The 13,102-nt window shown below is 71.4% G+C and carries 12 protein-coding genes; 5 read left to right on the top strand and 7 right to left on the bottom strand.

From position 1 onward, the window contains the following. Positions 1–245 precede the first annotated feature (245 nt). Entirely contained in the window at positions 246–911 is a 666-nt protein-coding gene (locus ACWDS7_RS40115) for a GNAT family N-acetyltransferase (protein WP_451933530.1), read from the bottom strand. A gap of 52 nt (positions 912–963) precedes the next feature. Between ACWDS7_RS40115 and ACWDS7_RS40110 the strand changes: the two genes are divergently transcribed. Beyond that, complete coding sequence (locus tag ACWDS7_RS40110; protein ID WP_451933529.1) at positions 964–1,149, top strand: hypothetical protein; 186 nt, start codon at positions 964–966, stop codon at positions 1,147–1,149. A 100-nt stretch (positions 1,150–1,249) separates the two neighbouring features. On the opposite strand, the gene ACWDS7_RS40105 is transcribed toward ACWDS7_RS40110, so the two are convergent. Beyond that, a complete protein-coding gene (locus ACWDS7_RS40105; protein WP_451933528.1) occupies positions 1,250–2,215 on the bottom strand; it encodes a LuxR C-terminal-related transcriptional regulator in 966 nt (321 codons plus the stop codon). A gap of 165 nt (positions 2,216–2,380) precedes the next feature. Between ACWDS7_RS40105 and ACWDS7_RS40100 the strand changes: the two genes are divergently transcribed. Next, on the top strand, positions 2,381–2,614 hold the full coding sequence (locus ACWDS7_RS40100) for a heavy-metal-associated domain-containing protein (RefSeq protein WP_451933527.1): 234 nt from the start codon (positions 2,381–2,383) through the stop codon (positions 2,612–2,614). Positions 2,615–2,656: 42 nt separating this feature from the next. Here ACWDS7_RS40100 and ACWDS7_RS40095 read toward each other — a convergent pair whose 3' ends face one another. Then, on the bottom strand, positions 2,657–3,358 hold the full coding sequence (locus ACWDS7_RS40095; RefSeq protein WP_451933526.1) for a TetR/AcrR family transcriptional regulator: 702 nt from the start codon (positions 3,356–3,358) through the stop codon (positions 2,657–2,659). A gap of 84 nt (positions 3,359–3,442) precedes the next feature. Between ACWDS7_RS40095 and ACWDS7_RS40090 the strand changes: the two genes are divergently transcribed. Then, a complete protein-coding gene (locus ACWDS7_RS40090) occupies positions 3,443–4,426 on the top strand; it encodes a zinc-binding dehydrogenase (RefSeq protein WP_451933525.1) in 984 nt (327 codons plus the stop codon). Between the two features lie 238 nt (positions 4,427–4,664). On the opposite strand, the gene ACWDS7_RS40085 is transcribed toward ACWDS7_RS40090, so the two are convergent. Continuing rightward, on the bottom strand, positions 4,665–5,879 hold the full coding sequence (locus ACWDS7_RS40085; RefSeq protein WP_306858446.1) for an acyl-CoA dehydrogenase family protein: 1,215 nt from the start codon (positions 5,877–5,879) through the stop codon (positions 4,665–4,667). 387 nt (positions 5,880–6,266) lie between these two features. Beyond that, positions 6,267–7,223 carry a glucosyl-3-phosphoglycerate synthase gene (locus tag ACWDS7_RS40080; protein WP_451933524.1) on the bottom strand — a complete coding sequence of 319 codons (957 nt, stop codon included), beginning with the start codon at positions 7,221–7,223 and terminating at the stop codon, positions 6,267–6,269. Positions 7,224–7,351: 128 nt separating this feature from the next. Here ACWDS7_RS40080 and ACWDS7_RS40075 point away from each other — a divergent pair, with 128 nt between their 5' ends. Further along, positions 7,352–9,340 carry a hypothetical protein gene (locus ACWDS7_RS40075; RefSeq protein WP_451933523.1) on the top strand — a complete coding sequence of 663 codons (1,989 nt, stop codon included), beginning with the start codon at positions 7,352–7,354 and terminating at the stop codon, positions 9,338–9,340. On the opposite strand, the gene ACWDS7_RS40070 is transcribed toward ACWDS7_RS40075, so the two are convergent. Further along, on the bottom strand, positions 9,325–10,794 hold the full coding sequence (locus ACWDS7_RS40070; protein ID WP_370879602.1) for a helix-turn-helix domain-containing protein: 1,470 nt from the start codon (positions 10,792–10,794) through the stop codon (positions 9,325–9,327). The genes ACWDS7_RS40075 and ACWDS7_RS40070 overlap by 16 nt on opposite strands. Positions 10,795–11,035: 241 nt before the next feature. Here ACWDS7_RS40070 and aceA point away from each other — a divergent pair, with 241 nt between their 5' ends. Beyond that, positions 11,036–12,328, top strand: a complete 1,293-nt coding sequence (gene aceA / locus ACWDS7_RS40065) for an isocitrate lyase (RefSeq protein ID WP_451933522.1) — start codon at positions 11,036–11,038, stop codon at positions 12,326–12,328. A 217-nt stretch (positions 12,329–12,545) separates the two neighbouring features. Here the strand turns inward: aceA and mihF are convergent, their stop codons facing one another. Continuing rightward, positions 12,546–12,854: an integration host factor, actinobacterial type gene (mihF, locus tag ACWDS7_RS40060; protein ID WP_306858440.1), complete on the bottom strand. Its 309-nt coding sequence runs from the start codon at positions 12,852–12,854 to the stop codon at positions 12,546–12,548. Between the last annotated feature and the right edge of the window lie 248 nt (positions 12,855–13,102).

Here is a 13,102-nt window from a genome sequence, read left to right as displayed (position 1 = left end):
TCCGGCGAGCCCGTGACCGTCGGCGATGTCGTGCGCGAGCCGGGCGGTGACGGCCGCGACCGCGACCACGAAGGTGAGGTCGAACAGGAGCTCCATCTGGCTCGACACGCGGTGCGGCTCGTCGATGGGACGAGCTCTCATTCGGACGCGGATCCGGATGGTCCTGTCAACTGGTGGCAAGCCCTCCGTTGAGGGACGCAGTGGTACGCACCGCGGCGGCCGGACGGCACGAGTGTGGAGCCGCCTCAGCGGACCGGATTCTCGGTCACGCCGAATGCGGTCCACCCCAGGTCCGGGAAGCCCGCCGCCGCCGCGACGGCCGCGGAGGCGAGGTTGCCCGGATCATGCATGTACGTGGGTACCGCCCCCTCGTCCAGCACCCGCCGCGCCGCCTGGGCGACCAACTGGCGAGCCAGGCCACGGCCACGCGCGGCGGGCGCGGTCACGACGGCCAGCTCGTGCCCGTACCCGTCATGCCGCTTGATCCCCACCCCGGCCAGGTGCTCGCCGGTGTCCGGATCCACCGCCACCAGCACCTCGCCGCCGAAGGGCCACAGCCATTCGGGCACGCCCGGCGCCCGGGCGGGCAGCCACTCTCCCGCGTCAGGGAGCGGCGCCGGGGTCACGCTCCAGCGGAAGACCGCGGTGAACCAGCCGTGCCCAGGGCGGCCGACCAGGGCGGCGATCCCGTCGACTCCGAGGCGGTACTGCTCCGCCACGCTTTCGACCAGCTCCGGCGGGACCGACAGCACGCCGCTCATCGGGCTCGCGACACCGAGGGCCGGATGGATCCGGCCGTCCCAGGCCGGGCGGACCCGTCCGTGGGAGCCGACGACATCAAGGCCACTCCCGGCGGGCCACCGGCCCAGCCAATGGGACAGATGCCCCGCCAGCCGCTGCTCCGGTCTCATCTCACACACCCCTATACGGTAGGGGGGTATAGTACATCGCCAGGAGGTCGACATGCGACGTTTGAATCCCCTGCAGCCCGCCGACGCGCCGGAAAAGTCTCGCGAGTTGCTGACCGACATCATCGAAAGGCACGGCGACGTCGGCGACATGGTCGCGACCATGGCCCACTCCCCCGCGCCGCTCCAGGGCCATCTGGATCTCTCCCGCTCCATGAAACGGATGACATCACCGTTCTGACCACCGGGCCGGGGAAAACCTCGATCGGTACTGGTGTCCTCCGCGCGCCGGCGGGTCGCACGTCACCAACCGGACCAGCCCTGCACCACCGGGGGCCGGATCAGTCAAGCAAGCCCAGGCGAGCAGCACGCACACCGGCCTGAAAACGGCTGCCCGCCCCCAACAGCGCCGTGAGCTCTCCGACGATCCGGGTGACCGTGCGTGTCGACACACCCAGCGTCCGCGCGATGGCCTCGTCCTTCACCCCGGTGGCCAGCAGGCGGAGCACCGCTGTCTGCTGGTCTGTCAGCGCAGCGCCGTCGGCGGCGCGGGGGATGTCACGGGGCTCCGAAGCCGCCGTCCAGACCGTTTCGAACAGTGCGGTCAAAGACCTCACCAGGAGGGTCCCACGGATGAGCACCGCGCCTCCGGCGAGGTCGCCGGGCTCCGACTGCACAATCGCGACCTGCCGGTCATAGATAAGCATCCTCGTGGGAATCACCGGCGTGACCCTGACCTCAAGGCCCGCGGCCAACCACACCGGAATGAATTCGCGGATCAGCGGATCGGCAACCATCCGCTGGGCATGGATGGAGCGTATGCGCACCCCCCGGTCCAGGTTGCGCCGGTTGTTGACCAGGGCCGCCTCGAGACCATCGCGTGTCCATTTCGCCGGAGGATGCATCGCGACCACTTCATGCTTGACCATCGCGGCGCACTCGTCGATCCGCTGGTGGAGGGCGCTCACGCGGGCCCGCTCGTAGAACTCCACACTGATGTCGTCCCCGCGCCTGGCGGTGACGCCCAAATAGTCTTTGACCAGCGACGCCGTCATCACGTGCTGCTCCAGCATCTGGTCCAGCGCCCGGTGTTGAGACTCCAGGATGCGCGCGAGAGCGACCGCGGAATCCACAGTCGTCTCTGTCTGGGAATTGAAAAGGCTCAGCCGTGACAACCGCTGCCTGGCCCGGGCGACATCCGCAGCCGCGAGCCCGAGCGCTTCGGCGGCCTCTGCCGGCGACTCCCCCTGCTCGTGCATGCGAGCGTACAGCTCATATGCGACGTGATCGTCTGTGGTCTCAGTCATGATGATCGGCTCATGCTACCGAAGCCGCTTCCGGTTCCCGTCATGGCGGGTTCCGGAAGCCGGTTGCCCTCGATCTTCCCTGCGCGACTACGCCACGATGGTGGCGGAGGCGGACTCGAGTCGATGCCCACACCCTGTCGTCCACGTCAACCAGAGGAGAACGGCATGATCACCGTCGCCTACAGTCTCGTTTCCTATCAAGTCTCGGAAATCTCGTCCGAGACCTGTGCGCACTGTCTGGACAGCATTCGAGTCGAGCTCATCCAGGTGCCGGGCATCGTGGGAGTGGAACTGACGCCGGAGACCGGGCGAGTTTCCATTCTCACCGACGGCCCCGTCCCCGAGCGTCTGGTCATCGACGCGCTGGAAGCGGCGGGCTGCGAGGTTCGAGGCGGCTGACCATGGGTACGGCAGCACGCCGCTCCCTGGGGAGCGGCGTGCTCAGACCGTGGCCGTCGCCTCGTCACCGTCCTCGGGCGGTGACACATCCGCGGGGGCGTACTCCCAGCGTTCGGTGAGGAGCGCGGGAGGGGGTGGGGTCCCGGGCAGTCGGAGGTGACCGGGGCGCAGACCGTCGAGAGCGATGGCGATCGTACGCTTCCGGGCGTTGTGGGCCGCGTCGATCAGGTCGGTGCGCCCCTGCCGGTCGAGCTGTTCGATCAGGGGGGACTTGCCGAGCTGTTCGATCAGTAGCGAGATGTCCATGGCCGTGGCGTCCGGCCTGAGCACTCCGGCGGCATGCGCGCGAGCCACCAGGTCCCGCATGAGCTCCTCGGACCTGGTGAACTTGGCGGCCATCTCGTCGGTGACGGCGATCGTGCTGGCCAGCGGTCCGAGGGAGCCGCCACTGAACTCGACGCAGGCGCCGATGTAGTGAGCGAGCCCCTCCCAGGGGTCGTCGTGCCGCAGACCGCGTTCGGCGGCCTGGATCCACTGGTCGAGGGAGAGCGCGCACAGGTGCTGGAAGAGCTCGTCCTTGGAACGGTAGCGGCGGTAGAGGCTGGCGATGCCGACTCCGGCGCGTGCGGCGATCGCCGCCACCGACGCATGGGCTCCGTCCACGGCCAGGACCTTCTTGGCGGCCTCCAGGAGGGCGTGGTCGTTGCGTTCGGCTTCTGCGTGCCGGGGGGCTCTGCGTGCCATGCGCTCACTGTAGCCGCCTTGCGGAGCGATTCGCTCCGTTATATGTTCTCAAACGAAGCGTTTTTATCCGTTTTAGGGAGTGTCATGCGGGCTGTGGTGATGGAAGAGTTCGGCGGGCCGGAGACACTGCGGACGCGGCAGGTCGAAGATCCCGTGCCGGGGCCGGGGCAGGTGCTCGTCGCGGTGGCGTACGCGAGCATCACGTTCGTCGAGACGCAGGTGCGCTCGGGCAAGGGGCCGTTCGGCAGGCCCGCGCTGCCCCGCATACCCGGCAACGGCGTGGGCGGTCGCATCGCCGCCGTCGGACCGGACGTGGACCCGGACCTGGTGGGGACGGTCGTGGTCACCACCACCGGCGGCGAGGGCGGTTATGCCGAGCTGGCGCTGGCTCGGGCCCAGGACGCGGTCCCGGTCCCCGCGGGCCTGGAGCTCAAGGACGCGGTCGCGCTGCTGGCCGACGGGCGTACGGCGTTGCTGCTGTACCGGCAGGCGGAGATCAAGCCCGGCGATCGGGTCCTCGTGGAGGCCGCGGGGGGAGGTGTCGGCAGCCTGCTGGTGCAGCTCGCCGCCGCCGCGGACGCCCACGTGATCGGCGCCGCCCGAGGCGCCGGCAAGGCGGGGCTGGTCACCTCGCTGGGCGCGGCCTCCTATGTCGACTACTCCCGGCCCGACTGGGTGGATCGGGTGATGGAGGCGACCGGCGGCGCCGGGCTCGATCTCGTCTTCGACGGGGTCGGCGGCCGGATCGGCACCGAGGCGATCGGCGCGCTGCGTGAAGGCGGACGCGTGAGCGTCTACGGAATGGCCAGCGGCGCCGACGCCGACCTCGACGAGGGCGAGCTCCGGGCCCGCTCCATCGACGTCCTCGGGCTCACCGCCGCGCCGAGCCCCGCCCAGACCCGCGCGCTCGTCGTCGATGCACTGAACCTGGCCGCCGACGGGAAGTTGCGGCCGGTCATCGGCCAGACCTTCCCGCTCGACGCGGCAGCCGCCGCGCATCGAGCGATCGAGTCGCGGACCACCACCGGCAAGACCCTGCTCATCCCCGCCGGCGACGCGCGCGACTGAGATCGGCCGCTCATCGCGCTCGCCCTGCCGCCCCTGACCCTGCGGCGCGCAACCCCGCCACGACCGATCCGGCCCGGACAGGTCACGACACCCACCCCGGCGTCCGGCCGAAAGGACCAAGCGATCACGCAAGTCGAGGCCTACTTCGACGTCCTGTGCCCCTGGCGCTACAACGGAGCCCCGCCGGTATCGGCCGTTCAAGAACCCGCCGCGCCGGCAAGGCTCCTGGGCGGCGTTCTCAGCGGACCGGCAGACCGGTGACCGCGCGGCCGATGATCAGGCGCTGGATCTCGCTGGTGCCCTCGAAGATGGTGTAGATCTTGGCGTCCCGGTGGAAGCGCTCGACCGGGTGTTCGCGGGTGTAGCCGGCTCCGCCGAGGATCTGGATGGCCTGCTCGGTGACCCAGACCGCGGTCTCGCCCGCCACCAGCTTGCACATCGAACCCTCGGCCTGGTCGAAGGCGCGGTTGTTACGGGCCATCCAGGCCGCGCGCCAGGTCATCAGCCGGGCGATGTCGACGCGGGTGGCCATGTCGGCCAGCAGGAAGGCGACCGCCTGGTTCTCGCCGATCTTACGGCCGAACTGCTCGCGCTCCCGGGCGTAGTCACGGGCGTACTCGTATCCCGCCCGGGCGATGCCCACGGCCATGGCCGCCACCGACGGGCGGGTGGTCTCGAAGGTCCGCATCGCGCCCTGCTCGCCGGCCCGCTCGCCGGAGCGGACGCGTTCGAGCCTGGCGTCGAGCTTCTCCGCGCCGCCGAGCAGGCACGCGGCCGGCACTCGCACGTTGTCGAGGATCACCTCGGCGGTGTGGGAGGCGCGGATGCCGTGCTTTCTGAACTTCTGCCCCATCGACAGCCCCGGCGTGCCGGGAGGGACGACGAAGGACGCCTGGCCCCGGGCGCCCAGCGAGGGGTCCACCGACGCGACGACGACGTGGACGTCGGCGATGCCGCCGTTGGTCGCCCAGGTCTTCACCCCGTTCAGGATCCAGTCGTCGCCGGAGCGGACGGCGCGGGTGCGGATGGCTCCCACGTCGGATCCGGCGTCGGGCTCGGAGGCGCAGAACGCGCCGAGCCTGACGTCGTCGGGGGTGCCGAACATCTGCGGGAGCCACTCCCCCATCTGCTCGGGGGTGCCGCTCGCGGACAGGGCCGCGGCGGCGAGGCCGGTGCCGACGATGGACAGGCCGATGCCCGCGTCTCCCCAGAAGAGCTCCTCGAACGCGACCGTCAGGCCGAGGCCGCTCGGCTCGAACCACTGCTGGGCGAAGAAGTCGAGCGAGTAGAGCCCGATCTTGGCGGCTTCCTGGATGACCGGCCAGGGCGTCTCCTCGCGCTCGTCCCATTCGGCGCCGGCCGGGCGGACGACGGACCGGGCGAACCGGTGCACCCAGTCGCGCACCTCCCGCACGTCCTCGCTCAACTCCGGACAGAAGCCGGTCTCGCTCATCGCGCACTCCTCCCGAGAAGGGTTACCACCGGTAACACCCCTACCTTACTGGCGGGTGGACCGCTCCGCGCAACACGGCGGCGGCCACGGTTCCGGTCCGCGACCCCGGCCGTGGTCCCGGTCGTGGTCCGGTCGTGGAGGCCGGCGGAGCACGGGGTACGGCCGGCGCGCGCGGCGGCCGTCAGGGCCAGGACGCCGAGGAGGAGCGGGGCGAGCCCGACGGCGCCCGGACCGCCCGGGCCGGGTCGTGCCCCTGCGGCCGCCCGGCCGGAACGGCCCGCACGCCGCGCGTCGAGCCGTCATCGCTCCGGCCGAGGCGTCATCACTCCGGCCGAGGCGTCATCACTCCGGGGGCGGCATCACTACGGGGGAAGGCCGGGTGGCCGGTCAGTCCGTGGCGCGGGAGTGGTATCCGGAGACGGTGATCATCGGGGGACGCTCGGCCACGGCCACGTCGCGGACGGTCGCGCGGTGACCACTGGGGCCCCGGCGGAACTGCACCAGCCGGTGCGACGGCGCGTGCAGCGAGACCATCTTGTCCTGGCGTTCGAGACGGGACCAGGAGGTCTGCAGGATCTGGGCGGCCATGCCGCCGAGCGCCTCGGTCGACTGGTGGGAGTGGACGCGGCGGCCCAGGTCGACCTGGGCGAGGCCGTCGAGGCCGGCGAGCTCCAGCAGGTCGATCAGCAGGCCCAGCTCCACGCCGTAACCGGTGACGAACGGGACCCGCTCCAGCACGGACCGGCGCCCGGCGTACTCCCCCGCCAGGGGCTGCACGAACCCGGCCAGCAGCGGCCAGTGCAGGTTGAGCAGGGGACGCGCGACGAGCTCGGTGACCCGGCCGCCGCCGCTCTGCACGTTCTGCAGCGGCCGCTCGTAGCAGCCCTTGACGTAGGCCACACCCGGGTCGCCGAGCAGCGGGCCGAGCAGCCCGGTCACGAACGACGTGCTGAACTCGCGCAGATCGGCGTCGATGAAGACCAGCAGGTCACCGGAGGTCACCGCGAGGGACTTCCACAGCGCCTCGCCCTTGCCGTCCATCGGTTTCAGGTCGGGCAGGATCTCGTCCTGCGCGATCACCCTGGCCCCCGCCCGCGCGGCGCGCGCGGCGGTCTCGTCGACGGAACGGGAGTCGATGACCACCAGCTCGTCGACGAGCGGCACCGTCTCCATCAGATCACGCCGGATCGCGGCGACGATCTCCCCGACCGTCTCCTCCTCGTCACGGGCGGGCAGCACGACGCTGACCGTCGTGTCGCCTTTGGCCTCCAGCAGCCACGGCAACGGCCAGTCGGCCGATGATGAGGTGCGCCCACGTAGCCATGCCTCCACTTCAGGCAGCACAGCCCACCTTTCCCATCATCGCGGAATCGACGGCTATCAGCCTATGCGGCACTGATTGTCACCAGGTACCGGATCCCGATCTCTCCCACAGATGGGAAGATCGAGGCAGACCGGAGCGAGGGGGCGGCATGGACCCGGTGGCGGTGATGAGGGCGGCCCGTGCCGTCCGTGACGAGCTTGACCATTTGCTGGGCGGAGCCTCCGGGGAGCTGCGGGAGCGGCTCGACCCGCTGCTGGCGGAGGAGGGCGTCCAGGAGCCCGGTCCGCTGGCCGACGTCATCGTGATGCTCATCGCCCAGTACGGCCCCGCCTGGGAACGGTTCACCGTGCTGCGCCGGCTGAACGAGCAGGCCGCGGCCGAGGGGCCGGCCGTGCCGCCGGGGCCCGCGAGCCAGGACCCGCCGTCCGCTCCGGCGCCCGCGGCCCCCGATCCCGCGGGCTCGGCGAGCCCCGCCCCGGCCCCGTACGGCCAGGGCGGACCGGACCGGCCGTGGCCCGGCGAGGCCGCCGCCGGGATGCCCGCCGATCCGCCCGTCGAGCACGGGACCGGACCCCAGCTCGGATCGCCCCCTCCCGCGCCTCCCCTTCCCCCGCCGTCCCCCGCCTCCTCGATGCCCCCCGCCCCCACGGCGCCGGAGCGCGGCCCCTCCGTGCTCGGCCGGCTGACCGGGGCCTTCCGCAGGCGGCGCAGGCAGCCGGCGCCCGCCGGCGCGGAGTGGGAGGCGTTCCCGCTGATCGAGGTGGCCGACGAGGTGGTGGCGGGCTGGGGGGTCGAGGTCCAGGTCGGTCTCTCCCCCGGCGGCCCCCCGGCCGCAGCCGCCCCCGCACCGGGCGCCGGGGCCCTCCCCGCACCCGGGGCCGTCCCCTCCCCGGGGACCGCTCCCGCGCCCGGCGCCGTCGCCCCCGGGGCCGTCGCCCCGGCCGGGGAGGTCCCCGGCGCGGCCCCCTCCGTCCACGGGCCGGCCGACCTGGACATCCAGCTCATCGCCGAGGGGTTCGAGGCGCCCGGCGGATGGCGGGTACGGCTGCGCGTCGACGGGGCTTCGCCGTACCCGAGAGCGGCGGTCCGCCTGGTCGCCCTCCCGCAGGAGCAGCCGGCGCTCGCCCGGCAGATCCAGGCGATCCACGCGGTCGGCGGCCAGGTGACCGGGTTCGGCGTGCGCGCGCTCGCGGTCCTCGACTCTCCCGGCATGCTCGGCCGGGAGAGCGTCCCGCAGCCGGTCGCGGGCACCCGGGTCCGGGTGGCCGGCGGCGGGGAGCCGGCGGACGTCACGGTGGTCGTCGTCCACGGCGACCGGCCGGGGCGGCTGTGGTGGACCTACCAGTCCCCGCACTTCACCACGCCGGACCAGGCCGAGATCTGTGAGCTGGGGATGCGGACCTCCGAGTTCGGGCGGCACGTGGCGGAGCAGGCGCACAGCGTCGAGGACATGGGCCGGCGGGTCGCCTCCAAGATCCCCCGGGGATTCTGGGAGCTGCTGCACGCGGTGGCCGGGCGCGTGGCCCCGCGCCGGCCGAGCGTGCTGGTGCTGTCGCAGGAGCCGCACATCCCCTGGGAGCTGGCCACGCTGGAGCAGCCGTTCGACGGGTCCGTCCCCGCCCTGCTGAACTGCCAGACGGTGACCGGCCGCTGGCCCCTCGGCGGCCGGCGGCCCGAGCTGCCTCCGCCGACGCGCGCGCGGGGCGAGAGCATGGCGGTCGTGTACGGCGGGGCGGAGGTCCACCCGCTGGTCGCCGCGTACGGCGCCGCCCGGGTCACCCCCGTGCTCGGCGACGTCCTGGCCATGCTCGCCGAGCCGCCGGACCTGATCCACTTCACCGCCGGGGGGACGGCGTCCGAGGCCCTGGGCCGGGACATGGGCGAGGGCCCGTTCGTCTTCCTGGAGGAGCCCGGAGACTGCCAGGCCTTCCTGCTGGCGGGGGCCAGCGGGGTGGTCGCCCCGCTCTGGCCCGTCGGCGACGGCCTGGCGCCGGAGTTCTACCGCCGCTGTCTCGCCGGCGAGCCCCCCGCGGAGGTGCTGCGCTCCCTGCGCTGCCAGGTGCCCGCCACGGGGCCCGCCTACCAGTTCTTCGGCCACCCGTCGCTCACGCTGTCGCGGGGTCACTCCAGGGCGTGACGCTCCAGGAAGGTGTAGACGTCGGCCTCGTCCACGCCGGGGAAGGACCCGGGGGGCAGGGCGGCCAGGATGTGGGAGTTGCCGCGCGCCGAGGGCCAGGCGTAGCCCTCCCAGCGCTGGGTGAGCTCGGCGGGCGGGCGGCGGCAGCAGTCGCCGGTGGGGCAGCCGGACTTGGTGCGGTGGGTGGTCTCCCTGCCGCGGAACCAGCGTGACTCGCGGTACGGCACGCCGAGGGTGATGGCGAAGTCCCGCTCCCGGGACGGGTCGACGTGGGCGACGCAGAAGTAGGTGCCGGTGGGCGAGTCGGAGTACTGGTAGAAGACGGAGAACCTGTCCGGGGAGCGGAAGACCTGCCGTCCCGACCACTGCAGGCACATCCGCTGGCCCTCGATCGCGCCCTGCTCGTCGGCGGGGAAGACGATGCCGTCGTTCTCGTACGCCTTGTAGATGATCCCGCCGGCGTCGTTGCGGACGAAGTGGCAGGTCAGGTCCAGGAAGTGGGTGGCCAGGTTGGTGAAGCGGTGCGCGGCCATCTCGTAGGAGACGGCGAAGACGTCCCGCAGGTCCTCCACGCTCAGCGCGCGGTCCTGTTTGGCCTCCCTGAGATACGGCACGGCGGTGGCCTCGGGCACCAGCACGGCGGCGGCGAAGTAGTTGGCCTCGGTCCGCTGGCGGAGGAAGTCGGCGAAGTCGCGGGGCTTGTGGTGGCCGAGGGCCAGGTGGCCGAGAGTCTGCAGCAGGATGGTGCGCGGGGTGTGCATGCCGAGCTGCTCGTGCTTGACGTAGATGCGCCGGTTGCGCAGGTCGGTGATCGAGCGGACGGTGCGGGGCAGGTCCTGGACCGTCTGAACGGTGTAGCCGAAGTGGGTGACCAGGGCCTGGACGGTGCTCTGCGACAGCGCGCCGGTGCGGTAGCCGACCGCGGAGAGCGCCTCGGCCGCGGCCTTCTCGATCTCCTCGAAGTAGTTGCCCCGCTCGCGCTGCATACGGCGGAGCTCGGCGTTGGCGACGCGCGCCTCCTCGGGGGTCGCGGTGCCCCTGGCCTGGCGTGAGCGCAGCTCGCCGTAGAGGCCGAGGATGTGTTCGAGCACGTCGTTGGGGACGCGCGCGGAGACCTTCAGCCTGGCCAGGCCGAGCCCCGCGTACAGCGGGTCGCGCTGCGCCTCCTCCAGCGCCATCTCCAGCTGGGCCCGGCGGTTGGGCGCCTGGCGGCGGAGCAGCTCCTCGACCGGCACGTTCAGGGCGGCGGCGAGAGACTTCAGCAGCGACAGTTTCGGCTCGCGCTTGCCGTTCTCCAGCAGGGAGAGCTGGCTCGGCGCACGGCTGACGCGTTCGCCCAGGTCGGAGAGGGTAAGGCCGCGCTGCTTGCGCAGGTGTCTGAGGCGCTGGCCGAACGCGATGAGATCGAGCTCCTGCGTCAAGGACAGCGGTTCTTCACCGACCAGGGATGCCATAGCACGATGCTAAACGAAATTTCCGGAATTATTTCAACGCTCCCCAGCCTCCCCTGGCCCACGCCGCCGGGATTGGTCTAGTCCATAGCGCAAACTCTTAAATTCTTCTCTCCTGAATACCCGCCAGTATTCGCCCAGCGAGAAAAATCGAGATTCTTTCGTCAAGATCGGCCTTGTTTGCCCGTTTCGTCCGAGCACACACTCAGAGCAAGGCACCCAGGGGACGACAAGGAGTGAAAAAATGAACGATCGCCTCAAGGGAGCCGCAGATGAGCTGCGGCGCGAATGGGAGACCAACCCCCGTTGGAAGGGCACCGAGCGCACCTACACGGCCGAGGACGTGGTGCGGCTCCGCGGGTCCGTCCAGGAGGAGCACACCCTCGCCCGGCTCGGCGCCGAACGGCTGTGGGACCTGCTCACCACCGAGGACTACGTGCACGCGCTCGGCGCGCTGACCGGCAACCAGGCCGTGCAGCAGGTCAAGGCGGGTCTGAAGGCGATCTACCTGTCGGGCTGGCAGGTCGCGGCCGACGCCAACCTCGGCGGGCAGACCTACCCCGACCAGAGCCTCTACCCGGCCAACTCGGTGCCGGCCGTCGTGCGCCGCATCAACAACGCGCTGCTCCGCGCCGACCAGATCACCTGGTCGGAGGGGGACGAGAACGCGCCGCACTGGCTGGCCCCGATCGTGGCCGACGCCGAGGCGGGCTTCGGCGGCGTGCTCAACGCCTTCGAGCTGATGAAGGGCATGATCGCCGCAGGTGCGGCGGGCGTGCACTGGGAGGACCAGCTCGCCTCCGAGAAGAAGTGCGGCCACCTGGGCGGCAAGGTCCTGATCCCGACCGGCCAGCACGTCAAGACCCTGAACGCGGCCCGCCTCGCGGCCGACGTGCTGGGGGTCCCCTCTGTGATCATCGCGCGGACCGACGCCCAGGCCGCGACGCTCCTGACCACCGACGTCGACCCCCGCGACCAGGCCTTCACCACCGGCGAGCGCACCGCCGAGGGCTTCTACCGCGTCCGCAACGGCGTCGACTCCTGCATCGCCCGGGGTCTGGCCTACGCGCCCCACTCCGACCTGCTCTGGATGGAGACCTCCCTGCCGGACCTGGACGTGGCCCGCGAGTTCGCCGAGGCCATCAAGGCCAGGTACCCCGACCAGATGCTGGCCTACAACTGCTCGCCCTCCTTCAACTGGAAGAAGCACCTGGACGACTCGACCATCGCCAAGTTCCAGCGCGAGCTCGGCCACATGGGCTACAAGTTCCAGTTCATCACGCTGGCGGGCTTCCACTCGCTCAACTACTCGATGTTCGACCTCGCCCGGGGCTACGCCGAGGAGGGCATGAGCGCCTACGTCGAGCTCCAGGAGGCCGAGTTCGCCGCCGAGCCGCGCGGCTACACCGCCACCCGCCACCAGCGCGAGGTCGGCACCGGATACTTCGACCTGGTCAGCACGGCCATCGCGCCGGAGTCCTCCACCACGGCCCTGCGGGGTTCCACGGAGGAGGAGCAGTTCGAGAAGGCTCACTAACCCTCCGGACCCGAGCCCGCCCGGAACGTTTCCAGGGCATGGGACTCCTTCCCGGGCGAGCTCGGTGACCAGGTCGAGAACGAGGCCCCGCCGTACGGATTTCCCCCGAGTCCGTCCGGCGGGGCCTTTCGCCGTCGACGGCCCGGCCCCGGAGCGGCCCGGGCGGCACGGCCTGCTGCGCGGCCGCGGCCCGGGCGGGTCGGCGCCGGTCCGCCGATCAGCCGGCGATGGCCTCGATCAGCTTGCGGCGCTGCTGCGTGCCGAGCCCGCCGAGACGGCGGGCCTCGTCCACGTCGGCCTCCGCCATGAGCTGGGCGGCCTTCACATTGCCGATGCCGGGCAGCGCGCGCAGCGCCTGCGACACCTTGATGCGCTTGGCGATGTCGTCATCGCGGCCCAGGAGCTGCTCAAGGCTCACAGAGCCAGCCTTGACCTCGGCCAGAAGCTTGGCTCGGGCCGTACGGGTCTCAGCGGCCTTGGCGAGGGCGGCCTGACGCTGTTCGGGGGTTAGCTTGGGCAGAGCCATGTTGACTTCTCCTCGATTACTCGGATTATGACGTGCTGTTACCCACAGCAACTCGGCTAATCATCGCCTAAGTGTGGGAAACACCGTGTGTCCGGCACAGACCATCACGATATGCCCAGGGAGTTACCCCGGCCTTACCTGACTCTTCGTAGCCACGTCGCGCCCCGACCTGCCGATGTCGCAGCGGTAGCCTGAAGTTGTGGGGTCCCGGGTGTTGCGGACAAACTTCGTTCGGGGCCCCACCCAGA

This window comes from Streptosporangium sp. NPDC003464, assembly GCF_053588315.1.
This window is presented reverse-complemented; position numbering and strand designations above follow the sequence as displayed.

Bases quoted from the DNA above. Each gene is read 5' to 3' on its own strand.
- ACWDS7_RS40115 (WP_451933530.1), bottom strand. From the start codon at position 911: ATGAGACCGGAGCAGCGGCTGGCGGGGCATCTGTCCCATTGGCTGGGC.
- ACWDS7_RS40100 (WP_451933527.1), top strand. From the start codon at position 2,381: ATGATCACCGTCGCCTACAGTCTCGTTTCCTATCAAGTCTCGGAAATC.
- ACWDS7_RS40085 (WP_306858446.1), bottom strand. From the start codon at position 5,879: ATGAGCGAGACCGGCTTCTGTCCGGAGTTGAGCGAGGACGTGCGGGAG.
- ACWDS7_RS40105 (WP_451933528.1), bottom strand. From the start codon at position 2,215: ATGACTGAGACCACAGACGATCACGTCGCATATGAGCTGTACGCTCGC.
- ACWDS7_RS40110 (WP_451933529.1), top strand. From the start codon at position 964: ATGCGACGTTTGAATCCCCTGCAGCCCGCCGACGCGCCGGAAAAGTCT.
- ACWDS7_RS40070 (WP_370879602.1), bottom strand. From the start codon at position 10,794: ATGGCATCCCTGGTCGGTGAAGAACCGCTGTCCTTGACGCAGGAGCTC.
- ACWDS7_RS40095 (WP_451933526.1), bottom strand. From the start codon at position 3,358: ATGGCACGCAGAGCCCCCCGGCACGCAGAAGCCGAACGCAACGACCAC.
- ACWDS7_RS40075 (WP_451933523.1), top strand. From the start codon at position 7,352: ATGGACCCGGTGGCGGTGATGAGGGCGGCCCGTGCCGTCCGTGACGAG.
- ACWDS7_RS40090 (WP_451933525.1), top strand. From the start codon at position 3,443: ATGCGGGCTGTGGTGATGGAAGAGTTCGGCGGGCCGGAGACACTGCGG.
- mihF (WP_306858440.1), bottom strand. From the start codon at position 12,854: ATGGCTCTGCCCAAGCTAACCCCCGAACAGCGTCAGGCCGCCCTCGCC.
- aceA (WP_451933522.1), top strand. From the start codon at position 11,036: ATGAACGATCGCCTCAAGGGAGCCGCAGATGAGCTGCGGCGCGAATGG.